This window comes from Pantoea sp. SJZ147, assembly GCF_007828605.1.
In the GTDB taxonomy this organism is placed as follows: domain Bacteria; phylum Pseudomonadota; class Gammaproteobacteria; order Enterobacterales; family Enterobacteriaceae; genus Pantoea; species Pantoea allii.
In genome coordinates, this window is the sequence record NZ_VIVB01000005.1 from 47,588 (window position 1) to 70,186 (window position 22,599).

21 protein-coding genes are annotated in these 22,599 nt (G+C 54.7%); 3 read left to right on the forward strand and 18 right to left on the reverse strand.

The annotated features are described in order from the left end of the window. Positions 1 to 2: 2 nt before the first annotated feature. Positions 3 to 263, forward strand: coding sequence for a class I ribonucleotide reductase maintenance protein YfaE (yfaE, locus tag FBY13_RS08815; RefSeq protein ID WP_063880281.1), 261 nt, complete (start codon positions 3 to 5; stop codon positions 261 to 263). A gap of 71 nt (positions 264 to 334) precedes the next feature. Here yfaE and FBY13_RS08820 read toward each other — a convergent pair whose 3' ends face one another. Beyond that, complete coding sequence (locus tag FBY13_RS08820; RefSeq protein WP_063880282.1) at positions 335 to 724, reverse strand: RidA family protein; 390 nt, start codon at positions 722 to 724, stop codon at positions 335 to 337. A 144-nt stretch (positions 725 to 868) separates the two neighbouring features. On the opposite strand from FBY13_RS08820, the gene FBY13_RS08825 reads away from it, so the two are divergent. Next, positions 869 to 1,486 carry a TetR/AcrR family transcriptional regulator gene (locus tag FBY13_RS08825; protein ID WP_063880283.1) on the forward strand — a complete coding sequence of 206 codons (618 nt, stop codon included), beginning with the start codon at positions 869 to 871 and terminating at the stop codon, positions 1,484 to 1,486. 73 nt (positions 1,487 to 1,559) lie between these two features. On the opposite strand, the gene FBY13_RS08830 is transcribed toward FBY13_RS08825, so the two are convergent. Both FBY13_RS08830 and elaB read right to left on the reverse strand, forming a co-directional pair. Beyond that, entirely contained in the window at positions 1,560 to 2,756 is a 1,197-nt protein-coding gene (locus tag FBY13_RS08830; protein ID WP_145393981.1) for a nicotinamide mononucleotide deamidase-related protein YfaY, read from the reverse strand. A gap of 217 nt (positions 2,757 to 2,973) precedes the next feature. Beyond that, positions 2,974 to 3,285, reverse strand: a complete 312-nt coding sequence (gene elaB / locus FBY13_RS08835; protein ID WP_063880285.1) for a stress response protein ElaB — start codon at positions 3,283 to 3,285, stop codon at positions 2,974 to 2,976. Between the two features lie 343 nt (positions 3,286 to 3,628). Here elaB and FBY13_RS08840 point away from each other — a divergent pair, with 343 nt between their 5' ends. Beyond that, entirely contained in the window at positions 3,629 to 5,287 is a 1,659-nt protein-coding gene (locus tag FBY13_RS08840) for a glucan biosynthesis protein D (protein ID WP_145393982.1), read from the forward strand. A 149-nt stretch (positions 5,288 to 5,436) separates the two neighbouring features. On the opposite strand, the gene FBY13_RS08845 is transcribed toward FBY13_RS08840, so the two are convergent. The 15 genes from FBY13_RS08845 to FBY13_RS08915 form a co-directional block, all read right to left on the reverse strand. Then, positions 5,437 to 5,904 carry a GNAT family N-acetyltransferase gene (locus FBY13_RS08845; RefSeq protein WP_145393983.1) on the reverse strand — a complete coding sequence of 156 codons (468 nt, stop codon included), beginning with the start codon at positions 5,902 to 5,904 and terminating at the stop codon, positions 5,437 to 5,439. A 60-nt stretch (positions 5,905 to 5,964) separates the two neighbouring features. After that, on the reverse strand, positions 5,965 to 6,870 hold the full coding sequence (locus FBY13_RS08850) for an alpha/beta hydrolase (RefSeq protein ID WP_109717407.1): 906 nt from the start codon (positions 6,868 to 6,870) through the stop codon (positions 5,965 to 5,967). Between the two features lie 198 nt (positions 6,871 to 7,068). After that, entirely contained in the window at positions 7,069 to 8,526 is a 1,458-nt protein-coding gene (gene nuoN / locus FBY13_RS08855) for an NADH-quinone oxidoreductase subunit NuoN (RefSeq protein WP_063880289.1), read from the reverse strand. A 6-nt stretch (positions 8,527 to 8,532) separates the two neighbouring features. Then, complete coding sequence (gene nuoM / locus FBY13_RS08860) at positions 8,533 to 10,053, reverse strand: NADH-quinone oxidoreductase subunit M (protein ID WP_063880290.1); 1,521 nt, start codon at positions 10,051 to 10,053, stop codon at positions 8,533 to 8,535. Between the two features lie 208 nt (positions 10,054 to 10,261). Then, a complete protein-coding gene (nuoL, locus tag FBY13_RS08865) occupies positions 10,262 to 12,097 on the reverse strand; it encodes an NADH-quinone oxidoreductase subunit L (protein WP_063880291.1) in 1,836 nt (611 codons plus the stop codon). Beyond that, the gene (gene nuoK / locus FBY13_RS08870; RefSeq protein ID WP_013026506.1) at positions 12,094 to 12,396 is read right to left on the reverse strand and encodes an NADH-quinone oxidoreductase subunit NuoK; all 303 of its coding nucleotides are present in this window, start codon (positions 12,394 to 12,396) and stop codon (positions 12,094 to 12,096) included. Before nuoK ends, nuoL begins: the two co-directional genes overlap by 4 nt. After that, positions 12,393 to 12,944, reverse strand: coding sequence for an NADH-quinone oxidoreductase subunit J (nuoJ, locus tag FBY13_RS08875; RefSeq protein ID WP_063880292.1), 552 nt, complete (start codon positions 12,942 to 12,944; stop codon positions 12,393 to 12,395). The genes nuoK and nuoJ overlap by 4 nt, the downstream gene beginning before the upstream one ends. 10 nt (positions 12,945 to 12,954) lie before the next feature. Further along, positions 12,955 to 13,497, reverse strand: a complete 543-nt coding sequence (nuoI, locus tag FBY13_RS08880) for an NADH-quinone oxidoreductase subunit NuoI (protein WP_006120020.1) — start codon at positions 13,495 to 13,497, stop codon at positions 12,955 to 12,957. Between the two features lie 11 nt (positions 13,498 to 13,508). Next, a complete protein-coding gene (nuoH, locus tag FBY13_RS08885; protein ID WP_096010880.1) occupies positions 13,509 to 14,486 on the reverse strand; it encodes an NADH-quinone oxidoreductase subunit NuoH in 978 nt (325 codons plus the stop codon). Then, positions 14,483 to 17,206 carry an NADH-quinone oxidoreductase subunit NuoG gene (nuoG, locus tag FBY13_RS08890; protein ID WP_145393984.1) on the reverse strand — a complete coding sequence of 908 codons (2,724 nt, stop codon included), beginning with the start codon at positions 17,204 to 17,206 and terminating at the stop codon, positions 14,483 to 14,485. Before nuoG ends, nuoH begins: the two co-directional genes overlap by 4 nt. A gap of 111 nt (positions 17,207 to 17,317) precedes the next feature. Further along, positions 17,318 to 18,658, reverse strand: coding sequence for an NADH-quinone oxidoreductase subunit NuoF (nuoF, locus tag FBY13_RS08895; protein ID WP_172823930.1), 1,341 nt, complete (start codon positions 18,656 to 18,658; stop codon positions 17,318 to 17,320). A 2-nt stretch (positions 18,659 to 18,660) separates the two neighbouring features. Then, positions 18,661 to 19,176: an NADH-quinone oxidoreductase subunit NuoE gene (gene nuoE, locus FBY13_RS08900; RefSeq protein ID WP_013026512.1), complete on the reverse strand. Its 516-nt coding sequence runs from the start codon at positions 19,174 to 19,176 to the stop codon at positions 18,661 to 18,663. Positions 19,177 to 19,178: 2 nt separating this feature from the next. Next, the gene (nuoC, locus tag FBY13_RS08905; RefSeq protein ID WP_096010881.1) at positions 19,179 to 20,978 is read right to left on the reverse strand and encodes an NADH-quinone oxidoreductase subunit C/D; all 1,800 of its coding nucleotides are present in this window, start codon (positions 20,976 to 20,978) and stop codon (positions 19,179 to 19,181) included. A gap of 117 nt (positions 20,979 to 21,095) precedes the next feature. After that, entirely contained in the window at positions 21,096 to 21,773 is a 678-nt protein-coding gene (locus tag FBY13_RS08910; protein ID WP_063880297.1) for an NADH-quinone oxidoreductase subunit B family protein, read from the reverse strand. 15 nt (positions 21,774 to 21,788) lie between these two features. Continuing rightward, positions 21,789 to 22,226: an NADH-quinone oxidoreductase subunit A gene (locus tag FBY13_RS08915; protein ID WP_063880298.1), complete on the reverse strand. Its 438-nt coding sequence runs from the start codon at positions 22,224 to 22,226 to the stop codon at positions 21,789 to 21,791. Between the last annotated feature and the right edge of the window lie 373 nt (positions 22,227 to 22,599).

Sequence of the window (22,599 nt, forward strand, 5' to 3'; positions counted from 1 at the left end):
TAATGAGCCGTTCTGTTGTTATTCTGCGCAGCTCCGGTACCCGACTGGAGTGCGCAGACGATCACCCTAACCTGCTGACCATGCTGGAAGCCAACAATCTGTGTGTTGAATTCCAGTGCCGCGAAGGCTACTGCGGCTCCTGCCGTATGCGGCTGCTGAGCGGTGAGGTCGACTATGCGGAAACGCCGCTGGCTTTCATTGAACAGGGCGAGATTCTGCCCTGCTGCTGTAAGGCGAAAGGCGACATTGAGCTTGAGCTTTAACGCCTGAGCCGTCCGCGTTTAAAAACCGTAATCCCGACCGGGTTGCGGTTTTTTTTATATCCACGGATAGTTCAGGGAATACGCGCAATCACCTTAATTTCAAAATCAAACCCCGCCAGCCAGGTCACGCCGACCGCCGTCCAGTTGGGATAAGGTGCCTGAGGAAACAGGGCATTCTTTACCTGCATGATGGTTTCAAACTGATGTTCAGGATCGGTATGAAAGGTGGTGACGTCGATAAGATCGTCCAATGTGCAGCCCGCCGCCGCCAGGGTTTGCCGCAGGTTATCAAAGGCAAGCGCTACCTGAGCGGCAAAATCCGGCTCTGGCGTGCCGTCTGTGCGGCTGCCGACCTGGCCGGAGACAAACAGCAGGTCACCAGAGCGGATGGCAGCAGAATACCCATGCATGTCATACAGCGCATGGCGTCCTTCGGGAAATACGGCCTCACGAGTCATCATACAATCACCTTTAATCGATTTACGGTCAGTAAGTCATGCACGCATCACCTGCTTGATTTAAGATACATGGCGTATATGAAATAGAACACAGATACGCGTCGTATGTCAAAGCCAAATACGGTACGTATCTGAAAAGGAGGAGAGATGACAGCACGGCCACGCGCGGTCACGATGGAAGAGAATCGCGTCAAACTGATATCCGCAGCACGCAAAGCGTTTGCAGAAAAAGGCTTTGCAGCCGCTTCTATGGATGAGCTTACTGCCAGCGTCGGGTTAACCCGGGGAGCGCTCTACCACAACTTTGGCGATAAGCGCGGCCTGCTCGCCGCCGTTGTAGCGGAAGTCGATAGCGAAATAGCCCATCGGGCCAAAGAGAGAGCGGCGGGTATAAAAGACAGCTGGAACCAGCTACTGGAGGAAGGGATCGCGTACATTCACATGGCGCTCGACCCTGAAGTCCAGCGCATTGTGTTACTGGATGGCCCGGCCTTTCTTGGCGATCCCTCTCTCTGGCCCAGCCAGAACGCCTGCCTGGCTGCCACGCAAAGCGCGCTGAGTGAGATGGTTAAGAACGGAGTAGTGAAGCCGGTGGACGTCGAAGCGGCAGCCCGCTTGCTCAACGGTGCCGCTTTTACTGCCGCATTGTGGGTGGCCGCCAGTGATGATCCTCAGGCGACCTTAGCGAAAGTGACGGCGACATTTAACGTGCTGGCGGGGGGATTACTGCAGCCTACGGCATCATGCCAGCCGAGACCGGAGTAGCGTTCGTGCAGAAGAGCCGAACAAACAGCCCGGATGTGCAGGGCCGCCTTCACGCAATGCGGCCCTGTAATCCTTAATGCTTAACCGTTTCGATTACGTCAATCCAGCCGTGGCCTGTGCTTACCTCACTGCCGTGCAACCAGCGCCGCAGCATATTCATCGCCATCATCGCCACGACTTTTTGCCGGGTTTCCAGGTTGTGGCGACCGTGGCTGAACTTCACGCGTTGCCCCCATGTGGCCTCTGGCGTATGGAGCGCAACGGAGATTTCGCCTTCGTGTAGATTGCCTACCGACAGGGCTAACGGTGTCTGAAGCCTCGCCGCCAGCGCCTGAGTACGCATTACCTGTACTTCAAGACTTTCGTCCTGCTGCGGTAAAATTTCGGTGGCGCTCAGGGGAACCTCAGCTGAAGCCAGCTGCCAGTTCAGTAAACCTGCGGTGTACTGCTCGCTAATCGCCAGGCGCCAGTTACGCTGATGCAGCTCACGCGCCAACAGTGCAGGCAGCCCCTCGGTGCCTTCAAAAATCGTGCACTCCGCCAGCAGCAAACGCACCTGTTGCCAGACCTGCTCCATTGCAACACGCTGGGCGGCCGGTCCGGTCAGTTTGATTTCGATAATGGGCATCGACGAGCGGTAGCCCATTAACACGTTCTCTGGCAGGGGCAGCGGCTCCAGCTCATTGGCAATGTCACTTTCCCCACGACCAAAAGTGGTCAGGCGCAGACAAAGCGGCGGCTCGGGCAGTTCAAATTTGTCTCTCAGGCGGGGAATGATTTGTTGCTCAACCATCACTTTAAATTCTGAAGGCACGCCAGGGGTGAAAAACAACCAGCAGCGGTTGAGTTGCATGGCGAACCCACAGGCGGTACCGACCGGGTTATCCAGCATTTCAGCGTTAGCGGGGATTTCTGCCTGCTTGCGATTGCTGTCTGCCATCACCCGTCCGCGGCTGGCGAACCAGGCCTCCATGGTTTCCAGCCAGTCTTCCTGCATGACCAGCGCTACCCCGCTCGCTTTGGCCGCCGCCTGAGCACTGAGATCGTCGCTGGTAGGGCCCAGACCGCCGTTGACGATGAGAACGTCCGCCTCAAGGCTACGCGCCTGTAGCGTCTCCACCAGCGATGACAGGGAGTCACCGACCGTCGTACGGCTGGTCATCGGCAGCCCGTGCTGAAATAACACATCAGCCAGCCAGGCCGCGTTGGTATCGACGATTTGACCATGTAACACTTCATCGCCCGTGGACAGCATTTCAACTCTAATCACGTTCTTTCTCCTTGTGCCAGTCACTTCACTTTAGGAAGCCCCTGCGTAAAACACAATCTGTAAGGCGGATTTAGCACGGAATAAGCCCTTTTCTGGCGGGACAGGCGGGAGAGTAAAACAGCGAGACTAACAATGCGGGTGCGAAGAAGCCGGAATTCAAAAACAAAACGGACAGGACGAAGCCTGCCCGTTGTACGTGATGTAGTGCACGTTACGATTAACGGCGAGCCAGCAGCAAGCCTAAAATCAGTCCCGCAGTCGCACCGATGCCGATGCCTTTCCACGGTTTCTCATGTACGTAGTCATCAGCACGGTAAGCCACCTGCTTAGCACGATAGTAGTAGCTATCGGATGCCTGACTAACACGTGACTTTACATCTTCCAGCGCTCGTTCAGCTTTGGTTTTGAGTTCGATATATTTCTGGTCGGCCGGATCGCCTGATGACTTCAGCACTTCTTCCAGCGTTTCGGTCAGCAGTGCGATATCGTCGTCATAGCCTGTTTCGAAAGGTTCAGTCTGTTTTACCATCATTTCCTCCATGTGAATTGCAAAGCACAAAGGTAACTATAGCCATAAAATAGGGCTTTGCGCGGAACCCGACCAGGAATCGCCTGAAAATCAGCATAAGTAAACCGAACGCGAGTCAATCTGTGTCACGCTGAGCGCTACGCAAAGAAGTGTAAGAGATGGCCTGCTGGCCGTAATTTCGCTTCGCTTATTTGATTTATCTGATAAATTTTTAGCGAACTGAATTTTTCTCTACGCCGACTGTCGTACCCTGCTGTTGCCTGTAATAATCAGGCCATGTGCATAACAATGTGCTGACACGACAGTCACAACAAACTCGAACAGCTAAGGAATGATCTCTGGCATGAATCGAAGAATGTTTATGAAAGCGTCAATGGCCTTCTCCGCAGTAAGCGGGATGACAGGCTTATCGACGCTGTTCGCGCAATCCGCCTGGGCAGACGATGGCATTGCTGACGGAACCGCAGTACGCTTCGATTTCGATGAGTTGAAGAAGAGTGCGGCCGCGCTGGCTAAAAAACCCTGGGGCGGCGCACCCGGCCCTCTTCCACCCACGCTGGCGACCCTGACACCGCAGGCATACAACGACATTCAGTATGATGCCAGCCACTCTCTGTGGAACAATATTCCCAATCGCGAACTGGATGTGCAGTTCTTTCACGTAGGAATGGGATTCAAACGCCGCATCCGCATGTTCTCCGTGGACAGCGCCAGCCGTGAAGCACGTGAAATTCATTTCCGTCCTGAGTTGTTTAATTACAACGATGCCAAAGTCGACACCAAACAGCTGGAAGGCAAAACCGATCTTGGCTTTGCGGGCTTCCGCGCGTTTAAAAAGCCTGAGCTGGCCCGCCGGGATATCGTCTCTTTCCTGGGTGCCAGTTACTTCCGTGCGGTCGATGACACTTATCAGTACGGCCTGTCCGCCCGTGGCGTGGCAATCAACACGTTCAGTAATGGTCAGGAAGAGTTCCCCGACTTTACGGCGTTCTGGTTTGAAACGCCGAAAGCCGAGGACACCACGTTTACCTGCTATGCCTTACTGGACGGAGCCAGCATCACCGGCGCCTATAAGTTTGTCATTCACTGCGAAGCCGAACGCGTAGTGATGGAGATTGAAAACCATCTCTTTGCCCGCAAGGACATTCGCCAGTTAGGCATTTCGCCGATGACCAGTATGTTCAGCTGCGGCACTAACGAACGTCGCATGTGTAATACCTATCACCCACAGATTCACGACTCCGATCGCCTGGCGATGTGGAGCGGTAAAGGGGAGTGGATTGCCCGTCCGTTGAATAATCCTCAGCGTTTGCAGTTCAACGCCTATGAAGATGAAAACCCACGCGGTTTTGGTCTGCTGCAGCTTGACCATGACTTCGAGAATTATCAGGACGTTATCGGCTGGTATAACAAACGTCCGAGCCTGTGGGTTGAACCAGTAGGCAAATGGGGCAAAGGCGCCATCAACCTGATGGAAATTCCGACGACCGGTGAAACGCTCGATAACATTGTTTGCTTCTGGCAGCCCGCTGAGCCCATTAAAGCCGGCAGCGAATACAGTTTTGCCTACAAGCTTTACTGGAGTGCCCTGCCGCCTGTACAGAGCGATCTGGCGCGCGTGGATGCAACCCGTACCGGCATCGGTGGTTTCCCTGAAGGCTGGGCACCCGGCGAGCACTTCCCGGATGTCTGGTGCCGTCGCTTTGCTATCGATTTCATCGGTGGTGATTTGCAGGCCGCCGCAGCGAAAGGGATTGAGCCGGTAATTACCGTTTCATCCGGTACCTTCAAACAGGTTGAGATTCTCTATGTCGAACCCATCAAGGGCTACCGCATTCTGTTCGACTGGTATCCCAACAGCGACGCCGTCAAACCGGTTGAAATGCGTCTGTTCCTGCGAACAAAAGAGGAAACCCTGAGTGAAACCTGGCTCTATCAGTACGTTCCGCCGCCGCCGGATCAGCGTAAATACGTTGATGACCGTCAGATGACGGTGAGTTAATCGTTCAGGCTTGACCTAAATGCATCCCAGGCGCTCTGCCGGGATGCATTTTTTTTGCCCATCATCTCCTGCAGCGCGTGGTGAATGCGCACCCGTCAGCACGCCTCTCTTTTCAAACCTGCTCCGTTTCGCCCAGTGTACAGTCAGACTCATTCGCCAGCCTGTTCTGCTCTGCGCATATCAATATGGGCAATGCCATCTTCAAGATAGCTGTCGCTGACCGCAACAAAGCCATGTCGCTGATAGAAAGCCTGGAGATGCGCCTGGGCGGAAAGAAACAGCGAATGTCCCGGCCAGTGCTGCTCACAACTGGCTATCGCCTGCGCCATGAGCTGGTTTCCCAGATTCAGACCACGCGCCTTATCAGAAACGATCACGCGCCCGATGGTGACGTCTGCCTGCGGGCTATCCGGTGACAAAATGCGGGCATACGCGAGCAGATCATCCTGCGCCATGCCCAACACATGGCGGTTATCGGCCTGCAAATCCAGGCCATCGACGTCCAGATAGGCACAGTTTTGCTCCACCACGAACACCTTGCAGCGCAGGACCAGCGCCGCATAAAGCTGCGGTACGGTTATGGCTTGCTGGTGAAGATCCAGCCAACTGATTTGCATCTCTTATCCTTATCACAATGGGCTGACTGCCCGGCGGCGCAATAATACTAATCTACAATGCTACCCTTTCTGCAGCCAGCGTTGATAATGCCCAGGCCAGGCGACGGTGGGCGTTCCGGGTTTTCCCATGCCAAACCCATGACCGCCCGTGAGATAACGATACATCTCCACGTCAACCTGATGCTGTTGGCAGGCACGAGCCATAATCAGTGTGTTATGGGGATCGGAAACCGGATCGTCCTCGGCCTGGACCAGAAAAAAAGGGGGCGATGTTGATGTCACATAATTCTGCACTGACCAGGCTGCATCTTCTGCCGCCGTGGCATGCGCACCGACTAACATACGGTGCGTTGCCGTGTGCGTATAAGGCGCTTCCAGGGTGATGACCGGATAGATCAACGCAGCAGCATCAGCATAAGCGGGCGTGCTGTCCAGGGCATCCATGGCTGGGTAGCTGTGAAGCTGATGCCGGGTCACTGCCATCCCGAGCAGATGCGCACCGGCTGAAAAACCCAGCACCGTTAACCGCTTTGCCTGCGGTCTTAACAGCCGCAGCGCGCGCTGGGCGTCCTGTAAGGCCACTTCATTCCCATCAGTCCAGCCCTCACCGGGAAGACGGTAGCGCAGCACCGCTGCGGTATAGCCGCGTGCGGTTAACCAGCGCGCTGCAGGCCAGGACTCTTTTGCCATCTCAATGCGCTGATAGCCGCCGCCCCCGGCTATCAGAACAACATGACCGTTCGACACGCTGGGACTTAACACCGTTAAGGTCGGAATGGCGATATGACGTTGCGCCCCTGAAGGCAGCGTCTCGATCTGGCCTTCCGGTCCGCCGCCGCCCGGCGGTGTGCCAGGCCAGAGCGGCACCACCCTTTGTGAGTAAGCGGATGGCTGAGCCTGGGAAACGGTACTCCTGGCGGCAACCCATGCAGCTGCCAAACCTGTCAGAAAACGGCGACGATCCATAGCGGATACTCCTGATAGCAAGGTATGGCCCATTTCAGCAGGAAACTATGGAAACAGAATGAAGATAGGCATTTTATAACGGGAAGGTGGACGCATCATTAGAAGCAAGCGGGTTTGAACTGACCAAAGGACTGACGGGACAGGATCAAGGCAAAAAAAATCAGGCCCGGAGGCCTGATTCAGTGTAACGGCGTAAACTTACATCAGCGGCTGGGCCATTTGTACCAGTCTGATTAACGGCTGTGGATAAACACCCAACAGCAGCACCAGAATCGCAGAAATCAGCACCACAACACCACCGGCGGTGAAAGCCCAGTTCGCTGGCGTATCGCGGCTCAGCAGTTCTGGTGGACTGAGGTACAGACTGACAGTAACGCGCAGATAGTAATACAGGCCAATCGCACTACCGACCACGACCGCACCGGTCAGCCACCACAGGTGAGCACTGACACCTGAGGCAATAACGTAGAACTTACCGATAAAGCCCAGCGTCATTGGAATACCGGCCAGTGACAGCATCATTACGGTCATTACCGCAGACAGAATCGGACGATGCCAGAACAGGCCACGGTAGGAGTAGAGTGAATCGGCGTCCGGGCCACGATACGGGCTCGACATCAGGCTCACGACACCAAACGCACCCAGGCTGCTGAACAGATAACCCGCCAGGTAAACCCCAGAGGTTTCCAGCGACAGCTGATGATCTTTAACCGCGATCAGCGCGACCAGCAGGTAACCCAAATGGGCGATAGACGAGTAACCCAGCAGACGCTTGATGTTGCTCTGCGAAATCGCCATCAGGTTACCGAACAGGATGGAAACAAAGGCGATAATGCCCAGTACCGTCCGCACGGCTTCGCTGTCCGTGACCGGCGCGTACATGAACAGACGCATGACAACACCAAAAATGGCAATTTTACTGGCGGTTGCCAGGAAGGTTGACACAGGTGCAGGCGCGCCTTGATACACATCTGGCGTCCACAGGTGGAACGGCACCAGCGACAGCTTAAAGCCCAGGCCGATAATCAGCATACCCAGGCCCACTAGCAACAGCGGTTCCTGAATCATGCTGTCAGTGAGGCTTTTGCCCAGGCTGACAAAGCCCAGGTTGCCGGAGTCAGCGTAAATCAGCGCGATACCAAACAGCAGGAAAGACGATGCTGCCGCCGACAAGATGGTATATTTCAGGGCCGCTTCCAGAGAACGTTTCTGGCGGAACGCGTAACCAATCAACCCAAACAGCGGCAGAGACAGCAGTTCAATACCAATAAACAGCGACGCAAGGTGGTTAGAGGCTGACAGCACAATACCGCCCAGCGCGGCAATCAATACCAGCAGATAGAACTCGTCCTTGTTATCCGGGAATGTTGCCAGCCACGGATAGGCGAAGGTACAGGTTGCCAGGCTGGCCAGCATCACCAGTGCGGTATAGAACATCGAATAAGCGTCGACGCGCAACAGCGGCGTGACGTCCATCGCCCCGACATGGCCCACAAAATAGAGTGACAGCAGAGCCAGGTTCAGGCCAACCACCGTTAGCGTGGCGTTAACAAAGTGGTTGCGTCGCCAGGCAATGGACAGCATCACAACCACCACCGTCAATCCGACGATTAACAGCGGCAGCAACGCGATCAATTGTTGAGGAGTTATTGTCATGGCGAATTACGGCCTTGTAGTTGAAATTGAAGCGGTAAACCACTGCTGAATATTGCTCATTGCAGCATGTGAGGTATCCAGAATCGGCTGTGGATAAATACCCAGCAGCACCAGCAGAACCACGAGCACGCCAATGGTCATGAATTCACGTGCCGACATTCCCGGCAGTGGATCTTTAGATTTCGCTTCACCGTAATAGGCACGCTGCATCATTACCAGCGAATAAACCGAAGCGAAAACCAGACCAAAGGTCGCAATCACAATAATGACAGGGACGATCTGGAAGCTGCCGGTGAGGATCATAAACTCACCCACGAAGTTACCGGTGCCCGGCATCCCCAGGTTGGCGACAGCAAAGAACAGTGATAAACCCGGAATCCATTTGATACGCGACCACAGACCGCCCATCTGACGCATGTCACGCGTGTGCAGACGCTCATACAACTGTCCACACAGGATGAACAGTGCCGCCGCCGACAAACCGTGCGCAATCATCTGTACCACTGCGCCCTGCATAGCCAGCTGGCTACCGGTGTAAATCGCAATCAGCACAAAGCCCATGTGTGAAATCGAGGTGTAGGCAATCAGTCGTTTAATATCAGTCTGCGAGAACGCCATCCATGCGCCGTAGAAGATACCGATAATACCTAACCACATCGCGACAGGTGCAAACTCAGCCGAGGCGTTGGGAAACAGCGGCAGGCTGAAGCGCAGCAAACCATAGGCTGCGGTTTTCAGCAGAATACCCGCCAGGTCCACTGAACCGGCTGTCGGTGCCTGACTGTGCGCATCCGGCAGCCAGCCGTGCAGTGGCACCACCGGCATTTTCACCGCAAACGCGATAAAGAAGCCCAGCATCAGCAGATATTCAACGGTGTGCGACATTGGCGTTTTCAACAACTGTTCGTAGTTGAAGGTCCAGACGCCGGTAGCGTTGTAATGAACAAACACCAGCGCCAGAATCGCAATCAGCATCACCAGACCTGACGCCTGGGTATAAATAAAGAATTTGGTGGCGGCGGTGATACGTGTCTTACCGTCCGATGCCTTATGTCCCCACAGTGCAATGAGGAAGTACATCGGCACCAGCATCATTTCCCAGAAGAAGAAAAACAGGAACATGTCGATGGCAAGGAACACACCGATAACGCCGCCCAGAATCCACATCAGGTTAAGATGGAAGAATCCCTGATACTTCTCGATCTCGTTCCATGAACACAGCACAGCCATCAGGCCGAGCAGTCCAGTCAGCACCACCATTAACAGCGAAAGGCCATCAAGCGCTAAATGGAAATTAATGCCGAAACGAGGAATCCAGGGTACTGAGAAGCTCGATTGCCACTGCGGAATACCCGCTGCCTGCGTCAGTGAATAGCCACCCTGCAACCAGAGCTGCAGTGAAAGCGCCAACGTCAGCCCCATGGTGATCAGGGCAATCCAGCGTGGCACCTTCGCGCCGAAGCGCTCGGTGAGCCAGCAGATAAAACCACCGAAGAAGGGTATGAAAATTAGCCAAGGTAATAACACGGCATACTTCCCTTTTTTTTGTCCTGGCTCGGGCTATCTCACTTGCCCGTTTCGCCCCCGGCAGTGCTCGCATCCTCACGTACTTCAGTACGCTCCGGTTGCTGTGCGCTGGCGGTGGCGAAACGGACTGCGCCGATTACGCCCTTACATCAGACAATCTTTGACATTCTTAATGGGTAAGTTTTCACACCTACCCGCTCATCAATCTTTAAATTACCAGCAACAGGGCCAGAACCACGACAGCACCCACGCTCATCGACGCCACGTACCAGCGCAGATAACCGTTTTCACTCACCACCAGACCTTTATTGGCGATACGTGAAAGCAACGCAGGCAGGTTCATCAAGCCGTTAAGCGGATCGCGTTTCAACAGCCACGCAATGCCCAGGTAAGGTTTGACAAACACTTTATCGTAGAGCCAGTCGAAGCCCCAGGCGGCGAACCACCAGGTGCCAAAGAACCGGCCCGGGCCGCTATTGGCGATGCGGGTAACCAGTTGACGCTTGCCCAGCCAGAGCGCGGCAGCAATAACGATGCCGGCAACGGCGACCAGACCAGAAGCGATCTCCAGCGTCACTTTACCGTTTTCACCAAACTCATTAGCCGGTAAAACACCCGCCAGCGGTGGAGTAATTAATGCGCCAATAAAGGTGGAGAGCACCAGCAGTACAATCAGCGGCAGATGATGGGTAATGCCTTTACCCGCATGAGCATGAATTTTCTCTTCGCCGTGGAACACGATGAAGATCATGCGGAAGGTATAGATTGAGGTCAGGAACGCCCCCACCAGACCCGCAACCATCAGGTTAAGATGACCGTTAGCCAGCGCACCAAACAGGATTTCATCTTTACTGTAGAAACCTGCGGTAATCAGCGGCAGTGCCGCCAGCGCCGCGCCGCCGACCAGGAAGCAGGTATAAACCAGCGGGATACTTTTACGCAGTCCGCCCATCTTAAAGATGTTCTGCTCGTGGTGGCAGGCCAGAATAACCGAACCTGAAGAGAGGAACAGTAAGGCTTTAAAGAAGGCGTGAGTCATCAGGTGGAAAATCGCGGCATCCCACGCCTGTACGCCCAGCGCCAGGAACATATAGCCAATCTGGCTCATGGTGGAGTAAGCGAGAACACGTTTGATGTCCGTCTGAACCAGCGCGGCAAAACCGGCAAGCACCAGGGTAATGGCACCGATAATGCCGACCAGATGCAGCACTTCAGGCGTCAGCAGGAACAGGCCATGTGTGCGGGCAATCAGGTACACACCCGCCGTCACCATGGTCGCGGCGTGAATCAGTGCCGATACCGGTGTTGGACCTGCCATTGCATCCGCCAGCCAGGTCTGTAAAGGCAGCTGGGCAGATTTACCGACCGCACCGCCTAACAGCATCAGGGTCGCCCACTGCAGCATGTGATTGTCGGCGGCAAAGTGTGCCGGTGCCAGTTCAACCATTTCGCGGAAGTTGAGCGTACCCAGTTCGTTGTAAAGAATGAACAGGGCAAAAGCCAGAAACACATCGCCGACGCGCGTGATGATAAAAGCTTTCATCGCCGCTTTGCCGTTTTCTGGATTGCTGTAGTAGAAGCCAATCAGTAAGTAGGAGCACAACCCTACCCCTTCCCAGCCCAGATACATCAGCATCAGGTTATCCGCCAGCACCAGAACCACCATGCTGGCGATAAACAGGTTGGTATAGGCGAAGAAGCGGGAATAGCCCTCTTCTCCGCGCATGTACCAGGAGGCGAACATATGGATCAGGAAACCGACGCCGGTGACCACCGACAGCATGGTCAGTGACAGGCCATCCAGGGTCAGATTGACCTGGATGTTGAAATTGCCCACGTGAATCCAGGTCCACAGCGCCTGAGTGAAGACCTGCTGCCCGTTAGCAAAGAAGTCGAAGCCAACAAAAACGGTCGTCAGTGCGGCTAACCCCACCGATCCCATTCCCACAGCAGCCGATAAATTTTCTGACCAGCGACCACGGGAAAACGCTAACAGCAAAAAGCCGATTAGCGGAAACAAGACAGTTAAATAGAGAAGATTCATCCGCGCATCTCGCTCACAATATCAATGTTCAGCGTCTGACGACGACGATAGAGCTGAAGCAGCAAGGCCAGACCAATACTGGCTTCCGCTGCGGCGAGGCTGATTGCCAGAATATACATCACCTGACCATCGGCCTGTCCCCAGTAGCTGCCCGCGACGACCAGTGCCAGGGCCGCAGCGTTGATCATGATTTCAAGGCTGATCAGCATAAACAGCAGGTTACGGCGCAGTACCAGCGAGGTCAGTCCAAGGACAAACAGCACCGCGGCCAGAATCAATCCATGTTGTAACGGAATCATGCTTGCTCCTTATTCGCCTGCGCGGCTTCGTTTGAACGGTTGCTCAGCACTTCACCCTGACGCTCTTCGCGTCCCAGATGGAAGGCCACAACCAGACCGGCCAGCAGCAGCATTGACGCCAGTTCAACCGCCAGGACATAAGGGCCAAACAGGCTAATACCGACCGCTTTTGCGTCGATGATTTTACCGTCAATGCCCTGGTCATGCGCTGTCATGATGGCGTAAATCATGACCGCTAGCAGCAGAAACGAAACCAGTCCGGGACCAATCCACAATGACGGGCTCAGCCATTCGCGTTCCTGTTTTTCAGTGGCTTTGCCCAGATTGAGCATCATCACGACGAACACGAACAGCACCATAATGGCACCGGCATAAACGATGATTTCCAGCGCACCGGCAAAATAGGCACCCAGGGAGAAAAAGACGCCAGCCACCGATAACAGCGAAACGATCAGGTACAGCAACGCATGTACCGGATTAGTGTGGGTGATAACGCGTAACGTCGTCACTACCGCCACCAGTCCGCAAAGATAAAACGCAAATTCCATGCCTTGCTCCTTAAGGTAATAAGCCTTTGACGTCGATTGGTTTCGCTTCGTTTTCAGCGTCACCTTTATCTTTACCGTCAATCGCCATACCTGCCATGCGGTAGAAGTTGTATTCCGGATATTTACCCGGCCCCGAGATCAGCAGGTCTTCTTTCTCATACACCAGATCCTGACGCTTGAACTCGCCCAGTTCGAAATCCGGCGTCAGCTGGATAGCGGTGGTTGGGCAGGCCTCTTCACACAGACCGCAGAAAATGCAGCGTGAGAAGTTAATGCGGAAGAACTCTGGATACCAGCGACCGTCTTTTGTTTCGGCCTTTTGCAGTGAAATACAGCCTACCGGGCAGGCTACTGCACAAAGGTTACAGGCAACGCAACGCTCTGCCCCGTCGGGATCTCGGGTCAGTACAATACGACCACGATAGCGTGGTGGCAGGTAGACCGGCTCTTCCGGATACATCTGGGTTTCGCGTTTCGCGAAGGCATGCATGCCTATCATCCAGATACTGCGCACTGTCGTGCCGAAGCCTACGACAATATCTTTTAATGTCATTTGTTTACCCCTTACTGCGCTGTATACAGAATGACTGCGGCGGTTGCCAGCAGGTTCAACAGCGTCAACGGCAGACACACTTTCCAGCCGAACGACAGCACCTGGTCATAGCGTGGACGCGGAAGCGCAGCACGAATCAGGATGAACATCATCATAAAGAACGCCGTTTTCAGGGCGAACCAGATGAATGGCGGCAGGAAAGGCCCATGCCAGCCACCGAAGAACAGCGTAACAATCAGCGCTGAAACGGTGGTAATCGCAACGTATTCGCCCACAAAGAACAGGCCAAACTTCATACCGGCATATTCAATGTGGTAACCGTCGGCCAGTTCTTGCTCAGCTTCTGGCTGGTCAAACGGATGACGGTGGCACACTGCGACGCCCGCAATACAGAAGGTCAGAAAACCAAAGAACTGCGGGATGATGTTCCACAGGTGCGTCTGGCTGTTGACGATATCGGTCATATTGAACGAGCCCGCCTGCGCCACTACGCCCATCAGCGACAGCCCCAGGAACACTTCATAACTCAGCGTCTGGGCAGAAGCACGCATGGCACCTAACAGCGAGTATTTGTTGTTACTCGACCAGCCAGCAAACAGCACCGCATAGACCGCCAGGCCTGCCATCATCAGGAAGAACAGTAACCCGATGTTCAGGTCAGTGACGACCCAGGTCGGTGATACCGGTACGATGGCAAACGCCAGCAGCAGTGACACAAAAGCAATTACCGGCGCCAGGGTAAAGATAAAGCGGTCTGTAAAGGGGGGAACCCAGTCCTCTTTAAAGAACATCTTGATCATGTCCGCAACCAGCTGCAAGGAGCCGCCCCAGCCTACGCGGTTTGGTCCGTAGCGGTTCTGGAACAGGCCAAGCAAACGACGCTCGGCGAAGCTCATAAACGCACCACAGCCCACGACAACCAGCAGAATCACCAGCGCTTTACCCACGGCGATCAGAATGTCGATAACACCCGGAGTTAACCAGCTCATTGCGCCGCCTCCTGCAGAGAATCAATTTTTGCATTCGCCAGGAATGGCGGCACGCCTGGCAGACCGAGTGGAAGGCCCACCTGCCCTGCCTGCAGCGAAGAAGAGAAGCGCACAGGTAAGCGAACGGTTTCACCGGCACAGGTTAATTCCACGGATGCGCCGCTGTTCACGCCCAGCTTAGCCGCATCACCCGGGTTCAGCACCAGAGTCGGTGCCGACATACGCTGTTGGATTACCGGCGCACGCTGCGTCATCTCTTCACTACCAAACAACTGGTAGTAAGGGGCGACACGGAACTGACCGGTGGTAGCATAAGCACCTGGTACGCTGCTGAACCAGGCTAACTGCGCCTCGCTGGCCTCAAACAGGCGAACGCCGGGATCGCCGTGACGCAGTTTACCGCCCACTTCATCCTGGAATTTGTTCCATGCCTGAGGTGAGTTCCAGCCGGGTGCCCAGGCAAACGGAATCTGCGAACGCGGTGCGCTCGGCTGGTTGTTCCCTTCCATAGAGAAGGCAAACATGGTGTCCTGATCCTGTGGCTGACGCGGCTCATGCACGCTGATATTAGCGCGCGCGGCGGTACGTCCACTGGCACGATGCGGTGAACGCGCCAGTTTCTGACCACGAATACGGAAGCTGGCATCCGGTGCAGCTTCTTTAATGCCTTTAAGCTGTGGCAGGCTGGCGACCACGGCGTCAATAACATGATCGAGCTGCGTCCAGTCAACGTGACGGCTTTCCAGCGCGCTGTGCAGTGAATGCAGCCAGCGCCAGCTTTCAAGCATCACGATGCTGTTGTCGTAATAGGCAGGATCGTAGACCTGGAAGAAACGCTGTGCGCGGCCTTCATGGTTAATCGAGGTGCCGTCACTTTCTGCGAAGCTGGCAGCGGAAAGAACCAGTCCGGCTTTTTCCAGCGTGGCGGTGCGTTGATGATCAACCACGATCACATTAGCGGCATGATTCAGCGCGGCATCGACCTGCGCTTTTGGCGCATGACGATAAAGATCGTTTTCCAGCACGACGACCGCATCGGCTTCGCCGCTTTGCAGCTGCTCCAGCGCGTGGTCCAGGGTGTTTCCGCCCATCAGGCCCAGCCCCATGCTGTTCGCATGGCTTGCCAGTAAGGTAATACCCACCTCTGCGCCGCGTGCTTTAAGCGCTTTCGCCACGTTTGCTGCGGCTTCAATCATGGCGCGGCTGCCGGAGTGGACGCCGGAGATAATCAGCGGCTTTCTCGCACCCGCCAGAGCCTGTACCACCACATCCAGCTTGCCGTTCAGCGCAGGGTCGAAATCGCTTACGGCCGGGGCGGTTTCGTCCAGCGCATTGGCGATGGCAAATCCAAGACGTGCCTGATCTTCCACTGGGGCACGGTAGCTCCATGCGGCAATATCATCGAGACGCGTTTCATCGACGTTGGTAACAAAGAGTGGATGCTTAGCGTGCTGACCGATATTCATGATGGCCGCGATTTGCCAGTCTGCGACTTTCTGCGCAGCGGCCATTTCACGGGCCTTGCCTTTCACCGCCTGGCGAACAGACAGGGCAACGCGCGCGCCGACCTGCGTCAGGTCTTCACCCAACACCAGCACCGCGTCATAGCTTTCAATTTCGCGCAGCGACGGCGTATAAATCCCACCTTCGCGCAGCACTTTTAACAGCAGCTCAAGGCGCTCCTGCTCACCCGCAGGCATACCGGTAGAGAAGTTTTCGGCTCCGACCAGTTCACGCAGCGCAAAGTTACTCTCGATGCTGGCGCGCGGTGAGCCAATACCAATCACGCGTTTCGCCTGACGCAGAACGTCAGCACCGACGTTCACCGCCTGCTCTGCATTCAACGTTACGCGGTCGCTGCCCCGTAACTGCACCGGATGATGAGGACGATCTTTCAGGTTCACGTAGCCGTAACCAAAGCGACCACGGTCACACAGGAAATAGTGGTTAACACTGCCGTTATAACGGTTTTCTATGCGGCGCAGTTCACCATAGCGCTCACCCGGGCTGGTGTTACAACCTACGCTGCACTGCTGGCAGATGCTTGGCGCGAACTGCATATCCCATTTACGGTTATAGCGTTCAGAGTGGGTTTTATCGGTGAAGACGCCGGTTGGGCAGATTTCAACGAGGTTACCGGAAAACTCGCTTTCCAGCGTGCCGTCTTCCGGGCGGCCGAAGTAAACGTTGTCATGGGCACCATAAACGCCCAGATCGGTGCCATCAGCATAATCTTTGTAGTAACGCACGCAGCGATAGCAGGCAATACAGCGGTTCATTTCATGCGAAATGAACGGGCCAAGATCCTGATTGCGATGGGTGCGTTTGGTAAAGCGATAGCGACGGAAGCTGTGGCCGGTCATCACCGTCATATCCTGCAGATGACAGTTACCGCCCTCTTCACATACCGGACAGTCGTGCGGGTGGTTCGTCATCAACCACTCGACCACGCTTTCACGGAACTCTTTCGCTTCGCCATCATCAATAGAGATGAAGGTGCCATCAGACGCCGGCGTCATACAGGACATGACAAGGCGGCCGCGGGTATCTTCAGCGTTCTGGAATTGCTTTACCGCACACTGGCGGCAGGCACCCACGCTTCCCAGCGCCGGATGCCAGCAAAAATAAGGAATATCAAGGCCCAGAGACAGACATGCCTGTAGCAGGTTGTCCGCTCCGTTCACATCATATTCTTTACCGTCTACATGGATTGTAGCCATAGTGACATGCTTCCGTAAGGCTCGTCATAAACGAGCGTTAATCAAATTCTTGTCCCTGCACACTGCAGCAGGAACGGCGGCACAGGGCCAGCTCCCGTGGATAACGGCGAATTACCAGCGCGCTTTCAGCAGGTTTGGCTGAATACCACCGATAGCTCGGGTATTACCAAACACCTGCGGCGCGATGCCGGCTTCAAACTCTTCACGGAAATATTTAATGGCGCTTTGCAGCGGTTCGACGGCACCAGGTGCGTGAGCACAGAAGGTTTTGCCCGGGCCGAGCTGGCGGCAAAGCTGCTCCAGGGTTTCGATATCCCCCGGCTGGCCTTTTTTCTGCTCCAGCGCGCGCAGGATCTTCACGCTCCACGGCAAACCATCACGGCATGGCGTACACCAGCCGCAGGATTCGCGAGCAAAGAACTCTTCCAGGTTGCGCACCAGTGAAACCATATTGATTTCATGGTCGACGGCCATAGCCAGGGCAGTACCCAGGCGGCTGCCTGCTTTACCGATGCTGGCGAACTCCATCGGCAGATCCAGGTGCTGATCGGTCAGGAAGTCTGTTCCTGCACCGCCCGGCTGCCAGGCTTTGAAGCGCAGGCCATCGCGCATGCCGCCCGCATAGTCTTCAAGGATTTCACGAGCAGTGATACCAAACGGCAGCTCCCAGACGCCGGGGTTTTTTACCCGACCTGAGAAGCCCATCAGTTTCGTACCGGCATCATCGCTCTTTGACAGGCCCTGATACCATTCAACCCCGTTGGCCAGAATAGCTGGCACGTTTGACAGCGTTTCAACGTTGTTAACGCAGGTCGGTTTACCCCAGACGCCCGCGCTCGCCGGGAAAGGTGGCTTAGAACGTGGGTTAGCACGACGCCCTTCCAGCGAGTTGATCAAGGCCGTTTCTTCACCACAAATATAGCGGCCGGCACCGGTGTGCACGATGAGTTCGAAATCGAACCCTGAGCCCAGGATATTTTTACCCAGTAAACCGGCTTCGGTGGCTTCGGCGATAGCGCGGCGCAGGTGCACCGCAGCTTCAATGTATTCGCCACGCAGGAAGATATAGCCACGGTAAGCTTTCAGGGCAAACGCACTGATCAGCATGCCTTCCACCAATTGATGGGGCATTTGCTCCATCAACAGGCGGTCTTTATAGGTGCCCGGCTCCATCTCATCGGCGTTACACAGCAGGTAACGGATGTTCATGGATTCGTCTTTCGGCATCAGGCTCCACTTCAAACCGGTAGAGAAGCCTGCACCACCGCGTCCCTTCAGGCCGGAATCTTTCACCAGCGCCACGATCTCATCCGGTGCCATGCCTTTCAGGGCTTTTTCTGCACCGGCATAACCGTTTTTACTGCGATACTCATCCAGCCAAACGGGCTGCTGATCGTCACGCATGCGCCAGGTCAGGGGATGGGTTTCGGCAGTACGAATGATCTGTTTAATTGTCATTGATACTGCTCCAGCAAAGAGGCGATGCCTTCCGGCGTCAGATGAACGTGCGTATCTTCATCCACCATCATGGTTGGGCCTTTATCGCAGTTACCCAGGCAGCAGGTTGGCAGCAACGTAAAGCGACCATCGGTTGTCGTCTGACCCGGCTTGATATTCAGGTTTTCTTCCAGTGCAGCCTGAATTCCCTGAAAACCCGTAATGTGGCATACCACGCTGTCGCAATAGCGGATCACGTGGCGGCCAACCGGCTGACGGAAAATCTGACTATAGAAAGTGGCAACACCTTCTACGTCGCTGGCAGGAATACCTAACACGTCTGCAATGGCGTGAATTGCGCCGTCGGGTACCCAGCCGCGTTGCTTCTGCACGATTTTCAGCGCTTCAATTGACGCGGCGCGTGCATCTTCGTAATGGTGTTTTTCGTGCTCAATCGCATGGTGCTCTTCCGCACTCAGCACGAAGACCTCGTTGGGGTCGATCGTTTTAATAGCAATGTGTTGATCGTGCATAATTAGCGGTCCACGTCTGACATAACAAAGTCGATACTACCGAGGTACACGATTAAATCGGATACCAGGCTGCCACGGATTACCGAAGGAATCTGTTGCAGATGCGGGAAGCTCGGCGTACGCACACGTGTGCGATAGCTCATCGTGCTGCCATCGCTGGTCAGGTAGTAACTGTTAATCCCTTTGGTCGCCTCAATCATCTGGAAGGATTCATTGGCCGGCATAACCGGGCCCCATGACACCTGCAGGAAGTGAGTGATCAGGGTTTCAATGTGCTGCAGCGTGCGCTCTTTCGGCGGCGGCGTGGTCAGCGGATGATCCGCTTTAAACGGCCCTGCCGGCATGTTGTTCAGGCACTGCTCAAGAATACGCAGCGACTGCCACATCTCTTCCATTTTCAGCTGCACGCGCGTGTAGGCATCACTGATGCCGGCACCCACGGGCACGTCGAAGTCGAAGTTTTCATAGCCTGAATATGGCCGCCATTTACGCACGTCAAAATCAAGACCGGTCGCGCGCAGAGCCGCACCTGTGGTGCCCCATGCCAGCGCTTCTTCCATATTGTAGGCCGCCACGCCTTGTGAACGTCCCATCAGTACCGTGTTGCGCAGCGCCGCTTTGTCATACTCTTTCAGGCGCTTCGGCATCCAGTCCAGGAAGTCACGCAGTAAGCGTTCCCAGCCATTCGGCAGATCGTGTGCCACACCGCCAATACGGAACCAGGCCGGGTGCATACGGAAACCGGTAATCGCCTCAACCACGTCATAGATTTTCTGGCGGTCGGTAAAGGCAAAGAACACCGGTGTCATGGCACCGACGTCCTGAATAAAGGTGGAGATGTACAGCAGGTGACTGTTAATGCGGAACAGCTCGGAGAGCATAACGCGAATCACATTAACGCGGTCAGGGACAACGATACCGGCCAGTTTTTCTACCGCCAGTACGTAAGGCATTTCGTTGACGCAGCCACCGAGGTACTCGATACGGTCGGTGTAAGGAATGTAGCTGTGCCAGGACTGACGCTCGCCCATCTTCTCCGCGCCACGGTGGTGATAACCAATGTCCGGGACGCAGTCGACGATCTCTTCACCATCCAGCTGCAAAATGATGCGGAAAGCACCGTGCGCGGAGGGGTGGTTTGGACCGAGGTTGAGGAACATAAAGTCTTCATTGGCGGTGCTGCGTTTCATGCCCCAGTCTTCAGGCTTGAACGTCAACGCTTCCATTTCCAGATCTTCTTTTTGCTTAGTCAGCGTAAAAGGATCGAACTCGGTCGCGCGCGCGGGATAATCCTTACGCAGCGGATGCCCTTCCCAGGTCTGCGGCATCATAATGCGCGTCAGATGCGGGTGACCATCAAAGGTGATGCCAAACATCTCCCAGGTTTCGCGCTCGTACCAGTTGGCATTGGCGAAAATAGTGGTGATGGTCGGCACATGCATATCGTTTTCAGATAAAGCCACCTTGAGCATGATGTCGCGATTGCGTTCAATCGACAGCAGGTGGTAGAAAACGGAAAAATCCGCGTCAGGTAAACCTGCGCGGTGGGTACGTAAACGTTCGTCCATGCCGTGCAGGTCATAGAGCATGACGTACGGCTTAGGTAATTTACGCAGGAATGTAATGATTTCCAGCAGCTGTTCACGCTTTATCCACACCACCGGAATACCGGTGCGGGTGGCCTGAACGGTAAAGGCATCCGGCCCAAAACGATTACGCAGCTCGCCAATCACCGGATCATCCAGGTGATCGCGGGTTTGCCATAGTGGCTGAGCGAGATCTTGCGTGGTCAAATCTGTCATACGTTACTCACCATTCCGGCCTGATAACAGGCGCTCAAATGAAGGCGTCAGGATGGTGCCATGCATTAATTTGTGATGTTGTCTGCTGCAGGCACGAATTCCATCCATACGGTTAACTTAAACTTCGTCTGGTGTACGCAGGTTGGTTACTGCAATACGTTCACCACGCTTACGTTCACGCTCAGGCTGCATATTGGCACGATAAACGCCCTGATCACCGACCACCCACGACAGGGGACGACGCTCTTTGCCAATCGACTCCTGCAGCAGCAGTAGCGCCTGCATATAGGCTTCAGGACGCGGCGGGCAGCCTGGGATATAAACGTCAACCGGCAGGAACTTATCCACGCCCTGCACGACAGAATAGATATCGTACATGCCGCCTGAGTTGGCACAGGCACCCATGGAAATGACCCATTTCGGCTCCAGCATTTGATCATACAAACGCTGAATCACCGGGGCCATTTTGGTAAATGGCGTACCAGCGATCACCATAAAGTCAGCCTGACGTGGAGAAGCACGCATAACCTCAGCACCAAAGCGCGCCACATCGTGCACGGCGGTGAAAGAGGTCGTCATCTCAACGTAGCAGCAGGAAAGACCAAAGTTGTACGGCCACAGGGAATTTTTACGTCCCCAGTTCACCATGTCGTGCAGGGCATGTTCGAGCTTGCCCATGTAAACGCTGCGATGAACGTGCTGCTCCAGCGGATCGCTGACGATTTCCTGCTTTTGCAGAGGGTAACGGTCGTTCTCACCACCGTTTGGGTCTATGCGGGTGAGCGTATAGTCCATCTTATTGCCTCTCTTTTACTGCTTGTGAGGATTGGTGTGACTTACCGTGGGAGTTTTAACCACGATTCGGCGGCGTGCAGGCGTCCAGTCCAACGCGCCAATGCGCACCAGATAAACCAAGCCCGCCAGGAGCACCAAAATGAAAATTGCGGCTTCCGCAAAGCCGATCCATCCACTTTCGCGGATTGAAGTCGCCCATGCGTATAAAAAGAGAGCTTCTACGTCGAAGATAACGAAGAACATCGCCACCAGGTAGAATTTTGCTGACAAGCGGAGGTGAGTATCACCGACAGATTCAATGCCGGACTCAAAAGGTGTGTCTTTGTAACGGGCACGCGCTCTGCCGCCAAGCAGCCATCCTCCGGTTAACATAAACGCACAGAGGCCAAATGCAATGACGATAAAAACGACGAATGCCCAATGCTGAGCGATGATTTCGGTGGTAGTTGACATACTCTTTGCTTACTCATCAAAAGTGGCGCTGGCATCCTGCTCGGGTTCTGGCAGCAAACTCACCACATCGATTCAAAGGGAAGGATAAAAACCTTACAAATTTTGCTGTTACTCTGGAATAAGCAGCAATTTTATGGGGTTTTTTACTCCTTTCTATAACCTTTTGTCAACTTAGACAAAAGTATCCAAACTTTATTTTACACCTGCATCATATTATTAACATATGATGCGCGTGTTTCCAGCTAAATCGCTTCAGTCTGTAAGGGTAATTTTAGTGTAGCGGGTATTTGCGCGCATGGATCGTGCATTTAACCCCCATATTTTGACAGGATTTTCAGGCTTTTCCTTCCCTTTGGAATGGCTATTTTGTTGA

Bases quoted from the DNA above. Each gene is read 5' to 3' on its own strand.
- nuoH (WP_096010880.1), bottom strand. From the start codon at position 14,486: ATGAGCTGGTTAACTCCGGGTGTTATCGACATTCTGATCGCCGTGGGT.
- nuoK (WP_013026506.1), bottom strand. From the start codon at position 12,396: ATGATTCCGTTACAACATGGATTGATTCTGGCCGCGGTGCTGTTTGTC.
- FBY13_RS08910 (WP_063880297.1), bottom strand. From the start codon at position 21,773: ATGGACTATACGCTCACCCGCATAGACCCAAACGGTGGTGAGAACGAC.
- elaB (WP_063880285.1), bottom strand. From the start codon at position 3,285: ATGGTAAAACAGACTGAACCTTTCGAAACAGGCTATGACGACGATATC.
- FBY13_RS08845 (WP_145393983.1), bottom strand. From the start codon at position 5,904: ATGCAAATCAGTTGGCTGGATCTTCACCAGCAAGCCATAACCGTACCG.
- nuoN (WP_063880289.1), bottom strand. From the start codon at position 8,526: ATGACAATAACTCCTCAACAATTGATCGCGTTGCTGCCGCTGTTAATC.
- yfaE (WP_063880281.1), top strand. From the start codon at position 3: ATGAGCCGTTCTGTTGTTATTCTGCGCAGCTCCGGTACCCGACTGGAG.
- nuoC (WP_096010881.1), bottom strand. From the start codon at position 20,978: ATGACAGATTTGACCACGCAAGATCTCGCTCAGCCACTATGGCAAACC.
- FBY13_RS08850 (WP_109717407.1), bottom strand. From the start codon at position 6,870: ATGGATCGTCGCCGTTTTCTGACAGGTTTGGCAGCTGCATGGGTTGCC.
- nuoG (WP_145393984.1), bottom strand. From the start codon at position 17,206: ATGGCTACAATCCATGTAGACGGTAAAGAATATGATGTGAACGGAGCG.
- FBY13_RS08840 (WP_145393982.1), top strand. From the start codon at position 3,629: ATGAATCGAAGAATGTTTATGAAAGCGTCAATGGCCTTCTCCGCAGTA.
- FBY13_RS08825 (WP_063880283.1), top strand. From the start codon at position 869: ATGACAGCACGGCCACGCGCGGTCACGATGGAAGAGAATCGCGTCAAA.
- nuoJ (WP_063880292.1), bottom strand. From the start codon at position 12,944: ATGGAATTTGCGTTTTATCTTTGCGGACTGGTGGCGGTAGTGACGACG.
- nuoI (WP_006120020.1), bottom strand. From the start codon at position 13,497: ATGACATTAAAAGATATTGTCGTAGGCTTCGGCACGACAGTGCGCAGT.
- nuoL (WP_063880291.1), bottom strand. From the start codon at position 12,097: ATGAATCTTCTCTATTTAACTGTCTTGTTTCCGCTAATCGGCTTTTTG.
- FBY13_RS08820 (WP_063880282.1), bottom strand. From the start codon at position 724: ATGATGACTCGTGAGGCCGTATTTCCCGAAGGACGCCATGCGCTGTAT.
- nuoE (WP_013026512.1), bottom strand. From the start codon at position 19,176: ATGCACGATCAACACATTGCTATTAAAACGATCGACCCCAACGAGGTC.
- FBY13_RS08915 (WP_063880298.1), bottom strand. From the start codon at position 22,226: ATGTCAACTACCACCGAAATCATCGCTCAGCATTGGGCATTCGTCGTT.